The sequence below is a fragment of the candidate division WOR-3 bacterium genome (assembly GCA_039801085.1).
Classification (GTDB): Bacteria; Hydrothermota; Tepidihabitantia; order Tepidihabitantales; family Tepidihabitantaceae; genus JAOABP01.
On the sequence record JBDRTY010000002.1, the window covers coordinates 394,411 to 411,411 of the forward strand.

The 17,001-nt window shown below is 53.3% G+C and carries 19 protein-coding genes; 2 read left to right on the forward strand and 17 right to left on the reverse strand.

Translation table 11 applies throughout. The features are described 5' to 3' along the window. Positions 1 to 3 precede the first annotated feature (3 nt). Genes ABIK48_06105 through ABIK48_06150 form a run of 10 tightly spaced genes read right to left on the reverse strand, consistent with a single transcriptional unit; the run spans position 4 to position 7,188 of the window. The gene (locus ABIK48_06105) at positions 4 to 240 is read right to left on the reverse strand and encodes a thioredoxin family protein (protein MEO0021732.1); all 237 of its coding nucleotides are present in this window, start codon (positions 238 to 240) and stop codon (positions 4 to 6) included. A gap of 15 nt (positions 241 to 255) precedes the next feature. Beyond that, entirely contained in the window at positions 256 to 699 is a 444-nt protein-coding gene (locus tag ABIK48_06110; GenBank protein MEO0021733.1) for a putative zinc-binding protein, read from the reverse strand. Continuing rightward, positions 699 to 1,505 (reverse strand): NAD(P)-binding domain-containing protein, encoded by an 807-nt coding sequence (locus ABIK48_06115; protein ID MEO0021734.1) that lies wholly within the window; start codon positions 1,503 to 1,505, stop codon positions 699 to 701. Before ABIK48_06115 ends, ABIK48_06110 begins: the two co-directional genes overlap by 1 nt. Further along, positions 1,502 to 1,900 carry an arsenate reductase ArsC gene (locus ABIK48_06120; protein MEO0021735.1) on the reverse strand — a complete coding sequence of 133 codons (399 nt, stop codon included), beginning with the start codon at positions 1,898 to 1,900 and terminating at the stop codon, positions 1,502 to 1,504. Before ABIK48_06120 ends, ABIK48_06115 begins: the two co-directional genes overlap by 4 nt. A gap of 10 nt (positions 1,901 to 1,910) precedes the next feature. Further along, on the reverse strand, positions 1,911 to 2,765 hold the full coding sequence (locus ABIK48_06125) for a universal stress protein (protein ID MEO0021736.1): 855 nt from the start codon (positions 2,763 to 2,765) through the stop codon (positions 1,911 to 1,913). Then, positions 2,758 to 3,972 (reverse strand): ACR3 family arsenite efflux transporter, encoded by a 1,215-nt coding sequence (arsB, locus tag ABIK48_06130; GenBank protein ID MEO0021737.1) that lies wholly within the window; start codon positions 3,970 to 3,972, stop codon positions 2,758 to 2,760. The genes ABIK48_06125 and arsB overlap by 8 nt, the downstream gene beginning before the upstream one ends. 12 nt (positions 3,973 to 3,984) lie before the next feature. Continuing rightward, the gene (locus tag ABIK48_06135; GenBank protein MEO0021738.1) at positions 3,985 to 5,157 is read right to left on the reverse strand and encodes a permease; all 1,173 of its coding nucleotides are present in this window, start codon (positions 5,155 to 5,157) and stop codon (positions 3,985 to 3,987) included. Between the two features lie 14 nt (positions 5,158 to 5,171). Next, positions 5,172 to 5,873 (reverse strand): cytochrome c biogenesis protein CcdA, encoded by a 702-nt coding sequence (locus tag ABIK48_06140; protein ID MEO0021739.1) that lies wholly within the window; start codon positions 5,871 to 5,873, stop codon positions 5,172 to 5,174. Positions 5,874 to 5,875: 2 nt separating this feature from the next. Next, the gene (locus tag ABIK48_06145; GenBank protein MEO0021740.1) at positions 5,876 to 6,886 is read right to left on the reverse strand and encodes a thioredoxin domain-containing protein; all 1,011 of its coding nucleotides are present in this window, start codon (positions 6,884 to 6,886) and stop codon (positions 5,876 to 5,878) included. Continuing rightward, the gene (locus ABIK48_06150) at positions 6,883 to 7,188 is read right to left on the reverse strand and encodes a metalloregulator ArsR/SmtB family transcription factor (protein MEO0021741.1); all 306 of its coding nucleotides are present in this window, start codon (positions 7,186 to 7,188) and stop codon (positions 6,883 to 6,885) included. The genes ABIK48_06145 and ABIK48_06150 overlap by 4 nt, the downstream gene beginning before the upstream one ends. 224 nt (positions 7,189 to 7,412) lie before the next feature. On the opposite strand from ABIK48_06150, the gene ABIK48_06155 reads away from it, so the two are divergent. Continuing rightward, a complete protein-coding gene (locus tag ABIK48_06155; protein MEO0021742.1) occupies positions 7,413 to 8,534 on the forward strand; it encodes a hypothetical protein in 1,122 nt (373 codons plus the stop codon). Positions 8,535 to 8,577: 43 nt separating this feature from the next. Here ABIK48_06155 and ABIK48_06160 read toward each other — a convergent pair whose 3' ends face one another. Both ABIK48_06160 and ABIK48_06165 read right to left on the reverse strand, forming a co-directional pair. Next, complete coding sequence (locus tag ABIK48_06160; GenBank protein ID MEO0021743.1) at positions 8,578 to 8,886, reverse strand: hypothetical protein; 309 nt, start codon at positions 8,884 to 8,886, stop codon at positions 8,578 to 8,580. Then, positions 8,887 to 9,393 (reverse strand): thioredoxin domain-containing protein, encoded by a 507-nt coding sequence (locus ABIK48_06165; protein MEO0021744.1) that lies wholly within the window; start codon positions 9,391 to 9,393, stop codon positions 8,887 to 8,889. 106 nt (positions 9,394 to 9,499) lie between these two features. Here ABIK48_06165 and ABIK48_06170 point away from each other — a divergent pair, with 106 nt between their 5' ends. Then, positions 9,500 to 11,038, forward strand: coding sequence for a right-handed parallel beta-helix repeat-containing protein (locus ABIK48_06170; GenBank protein MEO0021745.1), 1,539 nt, complete (start codon positions 9,500 to 9,502; stop codon positions 11,036 to 11,038). On the opposite strand, the gene ABIK48_06175 is transcribed toward ABIK48_06170, so the two are convergent. From ABIK48_06175 to ABIK48_06195, 5 genes are all read right to left on the reverse strand, one after another. Next, the gene (locus ABIK48_06175; protein MEO0021746.1) at positions 11,035 to 12,615 is read right to left on the reverse strand and encodes a PQQ-binding-like beta-propeller repeat protein; all 1,581 of its coding nucleotides are present in this window, start codon (positions 12,613 to 12,615) and stop codon (positions 11,035 to 11,037) included. The two genes, ABIK48_06170 and ABIK48_06175, sit on opposite strands and share 4 nt — an antisense overlap. Positions 12,616 to 12,686: 71 nt before the next feature. Further along, the gene (selD, locus tag ABIK48_06180; GenBank protein ID MEO0021747.1) at positions 12,687 to 13,724 is read right to left on the reverse strand and encodes a selenide, water dikinase SelD; all 1,038 of its coding nucleotides are present in this window, start codon (positions 13,722 to 13,724) and stop codon (positions 12,687 to 12,689) included. A 3-nt stretch (positions 13,725 to 13,727) separates the two neighbouring features. Continuing rightward, a complete protein-coding gene (locus ABIK48_06185; GenBank protein ID MEO0021748.1) occupies positions 13,728 to 14,366 on the reverse strand; it encodes a hypothetical protein in 639 nt (212 codons plus the stop codon). Between the two features lie 3 nt (positions 14,367 to 14,369). Further along, on the reverse strand, positions 14,370 to 15,146 hold the full coding sequence (locus ABIK48_06190; GenBank protein MEO0021749.1) for a hypothetical protein: 777 nt from the start codon (positions 15,144 to 15,146) through the stop codon (positions 14,370 to 14,372). Next, positions 15,146 to 16,885: an Omp28-related outer membrane protein gene (locus ABIK48_06195; GenBank protein MEO0021750.1), complete on the reverse strand. Its 1,740-nt coding sequence runs from the start codon at positions 16,883 to 16,885 to the stop codon at positions 15,146 to 15,148. The genes ABIK48_06190 and ABIK48_06195 overlap by 1 nt, the downstream gene beginning before the upstream one ends. Positions 16,886 to 17,001 lie beyond the last annotated feature (116 nt).

The window sequence follows — 17,001 nt, forward strand, 5'->3', positions numbered from 1 at the left end:
TTATTACCTGGTAGTGATAAGTTTCTTCAGCTCCTCTTTTGTCGGCACCTTGCCCTGACTGACCACCTTGCCGTCAATCACGAGACCGGGAGTCATAAATACCCCCATTGCGGCAAACTTTTTGATATCGGTTACCTTCTCAACATCTGCCGCAATCCCCAGTTCGGCAAGAGTGTCAATCACCCGCTTTTCCAATTCCTGACATCGCGGACAGCCGATGCCTAATATCTGGATGTTCATTTGTCCTCCTTTTTATTATTCTTCAAGCGCCTGTTTGATGAGTTCTTTTGCCTTTGCCACATCCTCTGCAGAAACATATTCTGCAAGTGGGCGGGCACCTGTAGCGATGTCCTGCGCCAGAGACATTTTCTTCATCCCGATGTCCCGGGCAAGAACAATCGCCTTGCTGATTTTCACACCTGCTGTCTCAGCCACCTTGCGGCTGCACTCAAATGGACAGCCGTCAACGGTTATAACCTTCTTTGCCACCTTTGTTTTTTGCAGCACAGTCTGATTATTGACCGGTAGACCGGGCAAACAGCCAATGCCCACCTTCTTCAGTCCTAGTTCCTTGACCACCTCAATACTGGCAAAAGCGGTGGTGAGACCGGTGTTGGAAAGCCCGCCAAAGCAGGCAAAGATAATGTTCTCATGGGTGTTCTCACCCGGGATTAACTTCGCTTCCGTCTGTTCAGCCATTATCCCTCCTTTTTGTTCAGATGTTCGCAACTGGCGGTTTTTAGTTTCTGATATAGGGTAGTGAGTTTTTCCGCCACAGTTGCGGTTATTGTTTTTTCCATTTCGCTCAGCGGTTTGAGCGGAATCGTGTCCAGTACCCCATCCGGACTCAATCCGGCATTGAAAAGCAGTTGCGCCGCGCCTTCAATCATTGTCAAAAGTGCCCGATTCACAGCTTCGGGTTTGAGACCGAACTTTTCCCCCAGTTCCGCAAGCATCTGCCACTGAAACCAGAAGTAGGTCGGTCCCATCGCGGTCAATATTGCATAGGCTTCAAGGTCTGCCTCTGAAACCTCAGGATGAGCACCCAGGGGCGCAAAGAGTGGTTCAAGAGTCTGGCGTCCAGCATAAGTAATAGCAGCTGAATAGGCGACCGGGTTAAAGCCCCTGCCAATCATTGATGGGGCATTGGGAATCATTCGCACCAGCCGCCTGTGCTCAAGCAGTTTTGTCAGTTCAGCAAAGGTAATCACCGGCGCAAGTGAGACAACTATTGCATCTTTATTGAACGTCCCTTTGAGTTCAGGTAGTGCGGTTCTGAGCGCGGGCGGATGCAGGGCGATGAACACAACCCCTTTTTCGGCAGGAATGCGGTTGTCAGCAACGGTTTTAATCTCGGGATAATCCTTATGTAACCGGTCAAGGGCATCAGCCGCAATATCGCTAACAACAGTGTCCGAAATGTTAACCCCAGAACGCCGCCAACCACCAAGAATAATCCGAGTGACTCTGCCGCCGCCGATAAACCCGATTGAAGTTTTATTCATTTACACTTCCTTTCCAGCCGGCTTAAAAGTTCAATAACCTGCTGTTTAATCATCTCCCGGACCCGGCGGTATTCCTCAATCCCTCTGCCTTTCGGGTCTGGAATCTGCCATTCAATTCTTTTTACACCCGGCAGAAACGGGCAAGCAACTTCACAGCCCATTGTAACAAGATAGTCAAACTTCAAATCCGGCAGGTCTGCAAACCCTTTGGGTTTTGCCTCTGATATGTCTATTCCAACTTCCTGCATTACCGCTATTGCCTCTAGGGAGACCTCCTTTTCGGGACTGGAACCGGCAGAGGCGCACTTAACATCTTTCCCCAGTTCCCGGCAGAACGCCTCAGCCATCTGGCTCCGGCAGGAGTTGCCAACACAGGCAAAAAGGATGCGGGTCATCTTAGTTCACCTATCGCACCAGTGGAACAAGGAGAATTGGCACTGGTGAACGCCTGACCACCTTATTGCTGACACTGCCAAGAAACATTTCGCCGATATGTCCTCTTCCCTGAGCGCCCATCACCACGAGCGTGATGTCATTGTCGGTTATTCGCTTGAGAATCTCCTCGGCGACGATACCCAGGTGAATTTCAATCCCGATATCGGGTTTCCCTTTGGTGAGAAGCCGGTCGCGCAGTCTTTCCAGCCTTTCGGTATCAATCTGATTAAACTCATCCAAACGGTCTTTCAGGTGTCTTCCTAAAATCTGGTCCTGAATATGAAGGAGGGTAACCTTTTTGGCACCCAGTCCAATCAGTTGTTCAAGATAAAGAAAAGCCGCTTCGGCATTATCAGAAAAGTCGGTGGGATAAAGTATATGCTCAAGCGGGTGCCAGGCTTTGTCTTTCGGTGTGCGAGCTGGTTTCATCTTTATCACTATGACTGGCTTAGTTGCGCTGTGTAGAACCGCGGTAGCAACACCCCCAAGTAGGATTTCCTTGCTCAGGTTATAGCCGTGAGAACCGATGACAATTAGCGCACACTGTTTTTCTCTAGCGGTGCGGTTGATTTCTATTGCCGGCAGACCGAGCCGGATTTCTGCTGTGACCGCAAACCCCTGATCGGCAAGCGCCCGGGATTGTTTTTCTAGGACCGGCTTTATGAGTTGAGAGAGCATCTCCGCCAGTGACCCAACATCCCGGATGTTCAAGCAAAATAATAGCACTATTTCCTTTGTGCCTAAAGTGGACAGCCCTGAGATGTGATTGATAAGCTGCTCTGAAGCAGGGGAAAGGTCAGTGGCAACTAAAATTTTTCTAAACATATTCTACCCCTTTCATTTTATTGCTTGGCGAAAACCAGTTTCTGGTTTTCAGACAGATGCGGACAAGTAAAAGCATTACCGGCACCTCAATTAAGACGCCAACGACTGTTGCCAGTGCTGCACCTGAGGAAAGGCCGAAGAGCATTGTTGCGGTGGCGATGGCAACCTCAAAATGGTTGGAGGCGCCAATCATCGCTGAGGGTGCGGCATCCTCATAGGTAAGTTTCAGCACTCTTGCCAGACCGTAGCCGATCCAGAAGATGAGGTTGGTCTGAATGAACAAAGGAATGGCAATGTAAAGAATAGTGAGGGGATTGGAGACAATGACATCGCCCTTGAACGAAAAGAGCAAAATGAGCGTAATTAAAAGGGCGATGATGGTAATCGGGGTGAGGAAGTGTAGAAACCTTTCTGCAAACCAGACCGGGCCCTTTACTTTGATGATCCATTTGCGGGAGAAATAGCCGGCAACAAGCGGCAGGGCGACATAGATTGCGATTGACAAAACCAGCGCCTGCCAGGGTACCGGCAGTCTGCCGACACCAAGCAGAAAGCCGCCCAGCGGTCCGTAAAGCAGAAGCATCGTCAAGGAGTTAATGGCAACCATCACCAGAGTATGTCCGTCATTGCCTTTGGCGAGATAGCCCCAAACCAGAACCATGGCGGTGCAGGGTGCGATGCCTAAAAGAATGCAGCCGGCTAAAAATGAGCGCCAGAGCGGGACCTGAAGCATCTTGATGCCGTTATGCAGGACCACCTGTCCGATGCCGTATCTGGCGCCAATATCCAGGTCAAGGCCGAATGGCATCTTGACATAGTCAACCGCATTGACGCCGATTAAAACACGAAAGACCACCCCCAAAAAGAACAAAGCAATCGCATACATTGTAAAAGGCTTGATTGCCCAGTTGATAAACAGAGTCAGACCGACCGGCTTGGCGTTTCTGCCGGATTTGAGCACCTCGGTAAAGTCGATTTTTACCATTATCGGATACATCATAAAGAAGAGGCAGACTGCAATCGGAATGGAGATGACCGGCGCGCCGTTGGTGTAGATGGCGATGCCGTCGAGCGTCTTTGCCAGCCCGGGCGCGAGCTTGCCGAGCAGAATACCCGCGCCGATGCAGACCAGGACCCAGAAGGTGAGGTATTTTTCAAAGACATTGAGCCCTTTTGGCTGTCTGGTTGTAACGGATTCTGTCGCCATTCTTGCTCTCCTTTATGTCAACGCACCGAAAATCAAGCCGACAATTGTTGAAAGGACAACCACCAGCACAATATAGGTAAACCCCTTTTTGAAGCCAATGGTGCGGATGATGACAATCATTGAGGGCAGAGAGAGCGCCGGCCCGGATAAGAGCAGGGCGAGTGCCGGACCTCTGCCCATGCCTGAACCCAGCAGTCCCTGCAGAATTGGAATCTCGGTCAGGGTGGCGAAATACATCAGGGCGCCGGAGACCGAAGCAAACAGGTTGGACAAAAGCGAATTACCGCCGACCAGCCCGGCAATCACCGAATCAGGAATGATGCCCCGGTTCAGTCCCGGTCTGCCCAGCAGAAAACCGGCAACAAATACTCCGCCCAAAAGCAGCGGCAGAATCTGTTTGGCAAAGCTCCAGGTTGAGGCAACCCATGATTTCCGCTCTTCGCCCGAGAACCAGAAAAAGACCATCAGAAGCGTCAAAAGGAGAAAAATACCGGCAAGGAACCATTTTACAGAATAAACTGCACTGAAGAGTCCAATCGGTTCTTTTGGCTTGCCCCAGTTGGCGAAGACCAGAAAGAGAATCATTCCGGCAAAGTAGAGGATATTCTGCCACAAACTCCGCCTGGTCTGTGGTGGTTCAAGGCTGAAACGGGTAAAGGCTTCTGCCCGCTGCTGTTCTGAACGGGAAAAGATTAGAGCCATCAGAAGCCCGATAATTACCGAAAACAGGACCGCGCCGATTACCCTTGCCGCCCCCAGTTCCAAGCCCAGCACCCTGCCGGTCATGATGATGGCGAGGATGTTGATTGCCGGACCGGAATAGAGAAAGGTGGTTGCGACCCCCAGCCCGGCGCCGGCATAATAGATGCCCATAAACATCGGCAGAACTGTGCAGGAGCAGACCGCCAGAATCGCGCCGGAGACCGAGGCAACCGAATAGGCAAGCACCTTGTTGCTCCTGGGCCCGAAGTATTTCAAAACCGCCTCTTTGGTGATGAAGTTCTGAATCGCACCGGCAATAAAGAAGGCTGGGACGAGGCACAGAAGCACATGGAGCCGGGCATAGTCCTGCAGCATCGCCAGCCCTTCCAGAAATGCGGTCTGAACCCGGATATGGTTAAAGGGGATAAAGTAAAACAGAAGAAACAGAGCAAGAATAACGAGAAACTTCTGGTACTCCTTCATCTGCTACTCCTTTTCTATGCGGTCCATAAGAGATAGACTCCGCCTAAAATCACTAAGATACCGCAAACCTTCTTGACAATTGCTGCCCCTTTTGACCGGGCGTTCCAGTTGAGATAGCGCTGGACAATTTCAGTGAGCGTTCCGGCAGCAACGATTACTGAGCAGTGGCCGATGCCATAAACTAAGAGCAAAAGTACACCGTAGAGAAACCGGGTTGAAGCAAGCGTAAACACAATCCCGAGCATTGGCGCCATATAGGCAAAGGTGCAGGGACCAAGCGCAATCCCGAAAAGAAGACCTAAAATCAGGGCAGCAAGAGCACCTTTGCGCCTGAATGCCGACTCCCTGGGGGTGCCGATAAAGGGGAGCGGTATTACCTCCAGGAGATACAAACCCACGACAAGAAAGATGACGGCAAGGATATAGTTACCATAAGGTCCGACATCGCCCAGCATTCTGCCCAAAAGAGCGGTTATGAGTCCGATGAGGCCGATTGTGGCAAGGATTCCCAGGGAAAAGAGCAGAGCAAGGACAAAAGCCCTTTTAGTTGAGGTTGTCTCCTGACCGCTGATAAAGCCGACGATCAGGGGAATGCTGGTCAGATGGCAGGGGCTCAAGAGGATACTCAAGACACCCCAGAGAAATGAAGCGGCAATTGCCACCGCTGGTGATGAACCTACCCCATCAGCAAGCCATTCAAGAATGGAGCGGAGCATTGCTACTCCATCCCCATTTCTTTGAGCTTCCGGATGATCTCCTCCTTGGGCAGAAACCCTTCGTGGCGCCAGAAGACATTCCCCTCTTTATCAAAGAAAATCTGGGTCGGGATAATGCGAACATTGTATTTATTGGCAAGTGCCCGATATTCACTGATCTCCAGTAGAATGATATTTGCCCGGTCACCATACTCTCGTTGCAGTTCTTCAAATATCGGTTTCATCATTCTGCACGGCACACAATGACCGGCGCCGAGGTCCAGAACTGTCGGTTTTCCACTCTTTAAGGCGCTGGTAAGCGGGTCTGCGGGTTTCTTTGCCCGCTGTTCAGAAAGCCACTGTTCATTGCGCCAGATTCGGGCACGGGTTTTAAGACTTTCAATATAACTGTCAGCCGCTTCTCCCCGTTTCTGCTGTAAAAGAAAGCTGTGAATCTGGTCCCGCACCTGGTTTAGTGATGCGCCCGCCATCTCCGCCTGGCGTTCCTCATAAAACCGGCGGATTTCATCTTCGGTGACGGTGAGCCGGCTGGTGAGGTCTTGAAGCAGGCGTTCGATCGCCCGGTCCTTTTTCTGTTCCGGCTCGGTGGCGCCGGCATTTTCGACCAAGCCCTGTTTTTTCGCCTCCTGATAAAGCAGTTCCCGGATGATCAGCTGCTCGAGCAGTTCTTCGAGGTCGTTTTTGTAAATGTCCTGATACTGAGCCGGCAGGGAACGAAACATCTTATCCAGGTCATTTCGGGTGAGCCGGGTATTGTTTACCACTGCCAGCACATTGCCGGTTGGAACCGGGGAGACCGTTTCTGCGACTGGTGCGGAATCAGTCTGCACAGGCTGGGAAGTCCGAACCGCAGAATCAGTAACCGGTGCAGCGCTTAAAGTTTCAGCTGGAGCGTAAATCCCGGCTGGTGCGTTGCCGGTTTTTGCTCCCCGGCTGAGTTTTAATATCAGAACCGCTGCGACTAACACAACTACCGGAACGGCAATTGCCGGCTTATACCAGTTTTTTTTCATTTCCGTTTCCTTCCCTTCTGTCGTTTCCTGACCATTGCCAGCGAGATATCAATCAGGTCCAGTGCCCGCGGTTCAATCAGCCGGTAAATGACCTTTCGACCCTCAGAGCGCGATTCCACAATGCCTGCCCTTTCCAGCTGGCGAAGATGCCGGCTGACCACCGAACGCTCCTGGTTAAAATGACGGGCGATTTCACAGACACACCGTTCACCACCTGCAAGCATGGCAACCGTCTCCAGCCGTACCGGATGGGAGAGCGCCGCAAAGAGCACATCCGGGGTAATTACGGCTTTTGTTCTCATATGTGCATAATTATACACATATTTATCCGGATGTCAAATAAATTTAACTTTCTGATTCGCTGTAAGTTATAACCCTGAAAACAGTCCGGGAATTCTGAAGCGGGGTTCACTCCGGGGTCAGGGGTGGAGTGATTGCCGGATTCATAGGTGATGTTGATATTGACTTTTGCATCGGGGGTGGATAATGTCTTAATCAGCAGTTTATTCTAAACAAAGGAGCAGGTATGACCGTTAAGAGGTTGTTAATACTGGGTGCTGGTCTGCTGTTGCTGGCAGGTGTCGGGTGCGATCTGTTCGGCGGTAACAAGGCACCGGTGAAGCCGGCAGCGCCCACCGGACCGGATATGAGGGCGGTCGGGTTTGCCGGCAGTTACAAGGCGGTGACGACCGACCCGGATAACGATTCAATCGCTTATCAGTTTAACTGGGGTTCGGCAAGCGATACTTCGGGCTGGAGCACCTGGGTCAGGAGCGGTGATACGGTGGTGATGAGCAAGAGCTGGAATACCGCCGGAACTTATTCAGTTACCGTTCGTGCCCGGGACATCAAGGGGAATGTTTCCGACTGGTCACCAGCACTGACGGTTACGGTGCGGATTAATCAGGTGCCGGCAACACCGGCGCTCCCGACCGGACCGGGCAGTGGAGTGAGGAACCGGCAGTACTGGTTCTATGCGACCGCAACCGATCCGGATGGCGATATGGTGCAGTTCCGTTTCTCCTGGGGTGATGGTGATACCTCGGACTGGGGCGTTTTTGTTGCCTCCGGTGGCACTGATTCCGCTGCCCACACCTTTACTACCGGCGGGGTTTTCCAGATTATGGTGCAGGCACGGGACAAGCTGGGTGGTGTCTCGTTCTGGTCCGAACCGCTGAATTTTGTCGTGACCGATACCGCCTATCCCTATACGATTGCCCTCACCTGGAATGAACATCCCCGGGACATTGATGCCCATATCTGGACTCCGGCAATTGAGGGTGACTCCTGGCATGTGTATTTCGGCCGGCACGGTTTCCTCCATGTGGCGCCTTACTGTTCGCTGGATGTGGATGATGTGAGCAGTTTCGGTCCGGAGCACATTACTATTTCTCAGGCATTCCCGGGTGAATACATCTATGCGGTGCATCACTGGGCAGGCGATTCAACAATTTCCACCTCAGGTGCAGTGGTGCGAATCTACAATTACGGCAATCTGGTCCGGACGCTGAATGTGCCGAATACACCGGCAGGGGACAACTGGTGGTGGCATGTGTTCAAGCTGAATGCGGTGACCGGCGAGATCACGGTGCTGAATGTGATTGATCCGAATCCGCCTCTACCTTGGACGATGGACGAACGGAAATAGATGAAATGGAGAGATTGCGGGGGGCAGAATGCCCCCCGTTTTTTTATGCCTGACGGCTCGGTTCTGCACGCTCCATCCGGCAGGAGTGCTCCTCAAGATACATCCGGATTTCCTGTTTCAGCAGTTCCCGTTCCAAGTCGCTGCCGGAAATTGTGATCCTGCCGAGCTCGACCTCCTTATCGGGATAGGCACGGGCGATTGAGGGCAGAAGCCAGGAATAGAGCTCGACAATATCGGTGCAGGTGCCGCTGACCTCAATCCCGGTTTTTGTCTGCCAGATTTCCAGCAGTCCCTTGAATGTGCCCCAGGTTTCCAGATAGCCCAGGTCGGATTTCAGCCTGCCCCGGAGCATCTATTCAATGAATTTATGCTGGCGGAACCGAGCGAGGATCTCATCTTTTGACATCAAGCCGACATTGCGGGACAGCTCTTTTCCTTCGGCGTCAAGGAAGACGAGGGTTGGGATCGCCTGAATGTTGAATTTGCGTGCCAGCTCCGGATTTTTGTCGGTGTCAATGGAAATAATCTCAATTCTGCCCGCATATTCCTTTGCCAGCTCCTCAATGATTGGTGCCTGTTTCTTGCAGGGCGGGCACCAGGTGGCAAAGAAGTCCCAGAGTTTGGGCAGGGCAGCCGGTTTTTCTGATGGTGCCTCGGAACCGGTTGCCGGTTGTTGTTCAGTGCCGGCGGGTTGCTCCGTTTGCGCTACCGGCGGTGTTGCGGATTCCGGTGCGGGAATAGATTCGGTCTGAATTGCGGTCCGGGTCGTGTCTGCGGGTTCGGGTGTTGCAGTTTTTTTCTGCCCGCCACAGAAGGAAAACAGAAGGAGGGGTATAAACAGCAGGGTCAGTCTTTTCATACTGCTCCTTTCGATTTGTCAAATTATCGGCATTTGCGGATGACAGTCAAGCGGGGTTTGACCTTCCGGGAATAATGGCATATTATTTGAAAACAAAAGGAGGCGGATGAGGCAGATCGGAGTAATCTGCGGTATTTTATTCAGCATCGTTTCGGGCAGGGTGATTTTTGTGCCCGACTCCTTTCCTACGATTCAGTCGGGGCTGAATGCAGCGCTGGGTGGTGATACGGTACTGGTCAGTTCCGGTATTTATTATGAGCAGATTATCTGGCCCGGCAGGGATGGAATAAGACTTTATTCAGCTGCAGGTTCGAATTCAACAGTTATTGACGGCAATGGTGTCGGACCGGTGATCAGTTTTCCTGCCGCCGTTTCCCGCCTGACCGAGCTGTGCGGTTTTACCATTACCGGTGGCAGGGCAAATCAGGCCGCGGGAATTTACTGTCAGGGTTCACCGGCAATTATCAGTAACCGGATTACCGGTAATGTCTGCGAGGGTGAAAGGAATTACGGCGGGGGGATTTTCTGTGATTACCGGAGTTCGCCCCTGATCATAGGTAATGAGATAGCCGGAAACCGCTGTACGGGTAGTGCCACCTGGAATTACGGCGGGGGAATTTTTATCGGTATGAACTCTGCCCCGGAAATCGCCTTTAATCTGATTCAGGAAAATGAATGTGCTGACGGTTACTGGAATTATGGTGCTGGTATCTTCTGCGATCTGCGCTCAACCCCGTTTATTTACGGTAATGAGATCACCGGAAACCGGAGTTATGGTGGTGAGCGGGGACACGGTGCGGGAGTTGCGGTGGAAACTCAGGCAAGGGCACTGATTTTCTGCAATCTGATTGCAGGTAACCGGAATGAATGTTCTTACTGGAATTATGGCGCCGGAGTGAAGATTGCCGGAACCGCGGCGGTGATCAACAATACGATTGTAAACAATATCTGTTCAGGCGGGACGTGGAATTATGGTGCCGGGATTTATGTGGAAAGCGGGGATTCTGCACTCGTGAAGAACAATATCATCGTTCAGAATTCGGCTTCTGCTGGTAGCGGAATTTACAATTTAGGTTATATTTACAATCTTTACAACGATATCTGGAATAACAGCGGGGGTAATTATTACGGTTGTTCAGCCGGACCGGGGGATATTTCTCTTGACCCGCTGTTTGTCACCGGTCCGCGCGGCGGCTATTATCTGAGTCAGACTGCTGCCGGACAGCCGCAGACCAGCCCGTGTGCTGATGCAGGTGATACGCTGCTCTGGACTTTCCCGGCAGATCTGGATTCAATTTTGCGGTCTCTGTCTACCCGGACCGATTCGGTGCCCGACAGAAATCAGCCTGACATGGGTTATCATTATCAGACTGACTTGGCAAGCAGCTTAAGCACACAGTTGCACCAGAGTCGGGCCGCTGTTATTCGGATAGCGCCGACAGTCTTTCGGAAGCGGGTTATATTCGCTGCCAGCCCGGATTTGCTATTGCACATCAGGATTTTTGACCGGTTGGGCAGACTGGTGGAACAGATTTCCGGTTCCGGCACGGTAAACTGGGACGGAAGCCGGCAGACCGAAGGGGTATATTTTTATCAGATTGATACTCCGGAGGGAAGAGCAACCGGTAGGCTGATAAAGATTTAATCGGCAGCCTTAACCAGGCGGAGTGTTCCTTTGGTGGTTCGGCAGAAATAAATACCGGGTCTGACTGCTTCCGCTTCCCAGACAGTGTAACCGTTATTCAGTTGCAGACTGGCTACCATCCGTCCGGCAGTATCAAATATTCGCAGTTCCCGGAGAGGAGGCGGGGTCTGAAGACATACGCGCAAAGTAAACGGGTTCGGGTATGCCTGCAAACCGGCAGAAGGGCAGGTGGGAGCAGATGCCGGTTCCTTGACCGCAACACCCGGGCTTTGATATTCATACCAGCCGGTCCGGCCCGGGTCATGCTGGAGCGTAGGCCAGGTGATCGTGCCCGGGATGACCGCAGCCGTGTCAACCCGGAACCAGAAGTAACTGCCACCGCGCAGGGTCGGACCGATTAGAAATTCCATTCTGCCATCATGATTCAAATCACCACAAGTCGGGTCAGACATGGTGGTGCCAATCGTATCGTTCCAGAGCGGTTGACCCTGATAGTTGATAATCCAGACCGGCCGGTTCGGGTCAGCGGGGTTGTTCTGTTTTACTTCCGCAAAGATGATTTCCAGCCGCTGGTCGCCATCGAGATCGGCGAGTGCCGGTGAGGAGACGATATAATATCCGGAGTCAACATTGAAACTCCATCGGTCTCTGCCGTCCGGACCGGAGAAACACCGGATGGCAGGACCGAGCGCTGTCACAATTTCCAGCGTATCATCGCAGTCAATGTCAGCTATTGCCGGATAGGCGGCAGCATGCTGGGAAACAGAGCGGCGCCATTTCTCCTGACCACGATGATTCAGGCAGACAACTCCCCAGTAATTTGCGGTAGTTACGATTTCGAGCGTGTCGTCGCCATCGAGGTCCGCGACCGCAGCTGATGCCAGCTGCCAGCCCGATATTCCGGATCCAAGGGTGTTGTAGTGCCAGAGCTCCTGTCCGGCAGCATTCAGACAGTACAGATAGCCACCGCTGATACTGTCAGCAAACTGACCGAGGATTTCCGGTGTGCCATCAAGATTCAGGTCAGCAACGGTCGGCGTGCCAACCGCAAACCGGGGATGAGCCATTGGCTGATAGGTCCAGATGGTTTCACCGTTAACCGGGTTCAGACAGAGCAAGCGGCTGGCATAGACCTCATAGGCAAGTACTTCCAGCCGGCGGTCCTGGTTGATATCACCGAGTGCCACGGAGGAAATGCAGTTCTGCACCCCACCTTCACCGTCAAGGGGTCTTGACCAAATTACTGAACCGGTGGCAGAAAGGACGTAGACTGCTGCCGGGGTGGAGAAAACTACTTCAATTGTACCGTTGTCGTCGATGTCGGCGGCAATTGGCGAGGAAACTGCGGGGAAATAGTGACTCAGCGGTGTAAACTGCCAGTGGAGGGAACCGCTGGTATCATAACAGTATAACTGGGAGTTGCCAGGGATAAGGATTTCCGGAATGCTGTCGCCGTCCAGATCATAGATGCCGGTGGCAGACATGCCATGAGAACCGAGGTTGAAGATGCGTACCAGTTCCACATCCCAGGCAAAGCCGGCAGTTACAAGGATAACGGTCAGTGTGAGATTGCGCATGGTCTTCATTTCAATCGCAAGGTAATTTTGCTTTCTGAGCCGGCACAAGTCAAGGATATTTCTCCCCAAATTCAGTTGACGATTATTCTTCCATTACCTTTTATCACTTTACCGATGAACCGGGCGTCGACGATTCCAGAGCGCTGGAGTAGATTCAAAAGCCGGGATGCCCTGGGTTCAGACACGGAGATCAGCAGGCCGCCTGAGGTTTGGGCATCGCAGAGGATGAGCTGCAGTGTTCTGGAAATGCCGGCACAGAAACGGGTGGATTTTTTTACAAACCGGTAGTTATTGAGTGTGCCCAGCGGGTAAAGACCCAGCTGTGCCAGTTCGACCGTGCCGGGAATCAGCGGGACGGCTGATGCTTCAATTACGAGGTTGACCCGGCTTGCCTGCGCCAGCTCCCAGGCGTGACCCAGAAGACCGAAGCCGGTAATATCGGTTGCAGCGCTGACTCCGATTTTAACCATCAGTTCCGCCGCGGTTCGGTTAAGAGTGGACATCAGGCGGTTGGCAAGCCGGATTGATTCTGACGGCGCTCTGCCGGCTTTAAGTGCGGTGGTGATGATGCCGGTGCCGAGCGGCTTGGTCAGAATCAGCCGGTCGCCGGGGCGGGCACCGGCGTTGGTAATTACCTTCCCGGGATGAATGGTGCCGATGACCGCCAGTCCGAATTTGATCTCCTGGTCTTTGAAGGTATGACCCCCGGCAAGGACTGCACCGGCTTCACTGATTTTACTGATTGCACCGGCAAGGATTGCCCGGATACGGGTGTGTTCGATTTTGTCCGGCGGAAAACCGAGCACTGAAAGTGCCGCCAGTGGTTTGCCGCCCATGGCATAGACATCGGAGATTGAGTTGGCAGCGGCAATCTGCCCGAAGGTGAACGGGGCCTCGGCGATCGGACCGAGGACATCAACGGTGAGGACCAGCGTCTGGTTGCGGTTGAGCCGGTAAATTCCGGCATCGTCCGCGGTATCTCCGCTGACCAGAAGGTCTGGGTGGATGGTTTTCGGCAGTTTTTTCAGGATTGCATAAAGGTCTGCCTGGCATGTCTTGCCGGCACAGCCAGCAGCGGTGGCAAATTCCAGCAGGGAGCGGGGTTTCAACCTTCAGAGAAGCAGTATCCGGAGGAGCCGGCTGCCGTTCCGGAGCAGATAGACGCCCGTGGGCAGACGGCGAATATCATCAGCACCCCTTTCCAGCCGCAGCAGCCGCTGACCTGTAGGTGAGTACAGTTCAGCACTCGAGTCGAAGGTCAGATACTGATGCCGTCTGATAAACCGGGTGTCAGCTTCAGGGGTTGAGACCGGGAGCGGGGGGGCTTCATTCATTCCACCACAGAGGGTGGTGATGGTGGTGATCGAGCGGCTTAACGTCGGGTCACCCTGCGAGCGGACGGTGAGAATGGCAACCGCTTCACCGGGGGTGGTGCTGGTGTAGACCTTGATTTCCAGCGTCGTATCTGACTGCCCGGGCTCAAGGGTATCATACATCGGCATCCCCGGTTCCAGACATCTGCCCTTGAGGCAGTAGATGATCGACCAGTCGGGGACGGTCCGAGTCAGAATGCAGTTCAGTTCATAACCGTCCCGTTCGGTACCGGTATTGGTCAGGGTGAAGGTGTAATAACCCAGACTGTTGGGCTGGACCATCTGCTGGGTATCGGTCCGGCAGACGAGCCGAAACTCATAAGACCGGACCGGTACCGCGAGGCTGAGCAGCAGCCCAGTTATTAATATCATCTTCATTTGTCACCTCCGGACTACTTTACATTTTGCAGTCTGTAATACCCTTTTTGTTGCCGGCTGCTGAATGAAGGCAACCGCCTTCAGCCGGTTAGGATTCAGATGACCGGGCAGATTGAAGGAAATGTCAAATCGCAGCGTTTCTGCCCGGAAGAGCCGGAGCGGTTGACCTTCAACTCCGAACAACAGCAGGCGCAGGACATTGTGAAACAGGGAATCGGTTGCCCCACTGAGGGGCGCCCGGACACTGTCCTCGGTAATTGCAACGAACAGGCGCAGGGTTTCTGCCGGCGTTGAGTCCACACCCCAGGTATGGATCGTGATCCGGCCGGTGTCTGCCCGGCTGAACGCCTCGATCTCCAGCTGTGCCTGCGGGAAATGGCTCCGGCAGGCAAGGATGTAATTTTTATAGGTTTCGTAGTTATATTCCGGTCCGGGTGTCCGGACCACCTCGCCACCGTCAAAGACCACTGCCGGCTCACCACCGGACTCGTAATACAGCGCCCGCCGGAGTTCAACATACTCCGGTGACAGGGTGTCACCAGCAACCCGGCGGTGCCAGGCGATGACCGCGACACTGTCATTAAATTCTCCGATAAGGCTGTCAAGGGTGTGAGCGGCATAGGGGCAGTAGACACAGCGTTGCCAGGTGAACAGTTCAGCAAGGACAATCCGGTTGGTAGGAATGAGCGGTATTTCCGGGGCCTCGGAGCAGGCTGCGATGAGCAGGGGCAGGCAGGCAAAAGTTAGCCGCCTGCCCCTAGTGCTGATGAGCGCAGTCATTACCGGAGGAGAATTATCCGCCGGAGTGGTTGATCGCCGGTTCTGATAAAGTAAACCCCTGGTGCCAGACGGGAAAGATCATTACTGCCCGGGGTCAGTTCGTATGTTTTTCTACCGGCCGCATCCACCAGCTGGCCAGGATGGTATCCCGGGACACTACCGGCCAAGTTCAGCCGGGAGCGGATAATTGTGGCGTTTCTGAGCACTCCGCTCGCTGTTTGAGGCACAGGTTCGGCAACTGCCAGTCCAGTGCCGGCGGTCAGGTCGTCAATGTACCAGCCCTCGCCAACATCACTGTAATCGCTGATCAACCGGAAGCGGAGCTGGACCGTCTGGCCCCGGAATGGTGTCAGATCCAGCTGTACCTGTTCCCAGTTACCACTGGACCCGGTAAAACTGGCGAGTTGATACCAGAAGGGTGAACCATTATTGAGCTCAACGAGTGCAAAGTCGTAGTTTTCCTCGGTCTGATAGTAGTGCCAGAACCGGACCCAGGCTGATTCGCCGACCGTGAACAGTGGGGTCATCAGTCGAGCATCCATTTCGTTAATATATTGATGACCTGCCTCGTTACCACAGTACCAGGAGTTGTTGGGCGAGACACTGCGATAGGTTGAAAGATGCCAGTAGTCTCTGATGCCACCATGGGTCCAGTTGCCGGTGCCGTGTTCCATGTCGTCAGCAAAACCGGGGCTGGCGGTAATGTTGAGCGGGAACAAAATGGTGTCGGTGCCGAAGTCGGTACTGGTGACAATCAGCTTCAGGGTGGCGAGATGCGGGTCTGGACAGGAGGAGCTGATCTGGATTACGAATGGCTGACTGGCAGAGACATCAGCGCCGATCGGGATACTGCCAAAGCTGGCGGTATTCTGGGTAATGGTCAGATAGGGATCGGTGGTGGACAGCATGGCACTGGCACCGGTTGCAGCAGCGGTGCCGATATTGCGCAATACCACCGTGAGGTTTATTGTACTGCCCGGTGCGGGCAGGATCGGCTGACAGCCCGAGTATTTCAGCAACGGCTTCGGCATGACCGCAGTCAGTGCCCCTTGGTACATAATCTTGGTAGCATTGTCCTGGACGAATACGATAATCTCGCAGTTCTTCGCCACCCAGCCGGAGGCGATGGTGAAATTTCTGGTCCGGATGATGGTGTCATTTGCGGGAATGGTGACCGCCTCACCGGCAGCGCTTGGGAGCATTGTCCGTTCAACATCATGCAGGGAGTCCATTCCCTGCCACGGGTAGTAGATGTGGCTTTCGGTGATGACCGTATGAAGCTGACCGGTGACCGGAGCGGTAGAGGTATTGCGGACGAGGATCGTCAGGGTGCCGTTGCGTGTGACTGAGTCGTAGGCAACATCAAGGTCAATTTCCAGTGGGCTGGTGATGGTTTTTCGGTAGTCAAAAATCTGACGATAGGTCGGGTACATCGTGCCGTAATGCATACCGCCCACTACCGATTGGGTGCCGTCAATCCGCATTGTCGGGTAACCGCTCACGCCGTAATAGCTCATCCGGCTTGCCGCAGTCGCAGTGTAGAATGGATCTGAGGTTGATGAATGGTAGGCGATCACCACTACTGAGTCAAATGCGCGGGATTTGAGTTCTTCCGCACCACGGGCGGCACCCGGGCAATAGGTGCACCAGGTAGCGGTGAAGTCCTCCATCACTACGACCCGCTGCACCGCAAAAAGTGCCGGGCACAGGGCAAGAATGAGCATCAGTAGTTTCTTCATTTTACCTCCTTTTTAAACCAGTCCCATACAGGACAGGCAGATCTGGGTGCTGAAATAAAATATCCGGCTGAAACCGCCAGTTGGAATTCCGGTGAAAAGGAGTAGAATCCCAAGAA

Bases quoted from the DNA above. Each gene is read 5' to 3' on its own strand.
- ABIK48_06105 (MEO0021732.1), bottom strand. From the start codon at position 240: ATGAACATCCAGATATTAGGCATCGGCTGTCCGCGATGTCAGGAATTG.
- ABIK48_06110 (MEO0021733.1), bottom strand. From the start codon at position 699: ATGGCTGAACAGACGGAAGCGAAGTTAATCCCGGGTGAGAACACCCAT.
- ABIK48_06115 (MEO0021734.1), bottom strand. From the start codon at position 1,505: ATGAATAAAACTTCAATCGGGTTTATCGGCGGCGGCAGAGTCACTCGG.
- ABIK48_06120 (MEO0021735.1), bottom strand. From the start codon at position 1,900: ATGACCCGCATCCTTTTTGCCTGTGTTGGCAACTCCTGCCGGAGCCAG.
- ABIK48_06125 (MEO0021736.1), bottom strand. From the start codon at position 2,765: ATGTTTAGAAAAATTTTAGTTGCCACTGACCTTTCCCCTGCTTCAGAG.
- arsB (MEO0021737.1), bottom strand. From the start codon at position 3,972: ATGGCGACAGAATCCGTTACAACCAGACAGCCAAAAGGGCTCAATGTC.
- ABIK48_06135 (MEO0021738.1), bottom strand. From the start codon at position 5,157: ATGAAGGAGTACCAGAAGTTTCTCGTTATTCTTGCTCTGTTTCTTCTG.
- ABIK48_06140 (MEO0021739.1), bottom strand. From the start codon at position 5,873: ATGCTCCGCTCCATTCTTGAATGGCTTGCTGATGGGGTAGGTTCATCA.
- ABIK48_06145 (MEO0021740.1), bottom strand. From the start codon at position 6,886: ATGAAAAAAAACTGGTATAAGCCGGCAATTGCCGTTCCGGTAGTTGTG.
- ABIK48_06150 (MEO0021741.1), bottom strand. From the start codon at position 7,188: ATGAGAACAAAAGCCGTAATTACCCCGGATGTGCTCTTTGCGGCGCTC.
- ABIK48_06155 (MEO0021742.1), top strand. From the start codon at position 7,413: ATGACCGTTAAGAGGTTGTTAATACTGGGTGCTGGTCTGCTGTTGCTG.
- ABIK48_06160 (MEO0021743.1), bottom strand. From the start codon at position 8,886: ATGCTCCGGGGCAGGCTGAAATCCGACCTGGGCTATCTGGAAACCTGG.
- ABIK48_06165 (MEO0021744.1), bottom strand. From the start codon at position 9,393: ATGAAAAGACTGACCCTGCTGTTTATACCCCTCCTTCTGTTTTCCTTC.
- ABIK48_06170 (MEO0021745.1), top strand. From the start codon at position 9,500: ATGAGGCAGATCGGAGTAATCTGCGGTATTTTATTCAGCATCGTTTCG.
- ABIK48_06175 (MEO0021746.1), bottom strand. From the start codon at position 12,615: ATGCGCAATCTCACACTGACCGTTATCCTTGTAACTGCCGGCTTTGCC.
- ABIK48_06185 (MEO0021748.1), bottom strand. From the start codon at position 14,366: ATGAAGATGATATTAATAACTGGGCTGCTGCTCAGCCTCGCGGTACCG.
- ABIK48_06190 (MEO0021749.1), bottom strand. From the start codon at position 15,146: ATGACTGCGCTCATCAGCACTAGGGGCAGGCGGCTAACTTTTGCCTGC.
- ABIK48_06195 (MEO0021750.1), bottom strand. From the start codon at position 16,885: ATGAAGAAACTACTGATGCTCATTCTTGCCCTGTGCCCGGCACTTTTT.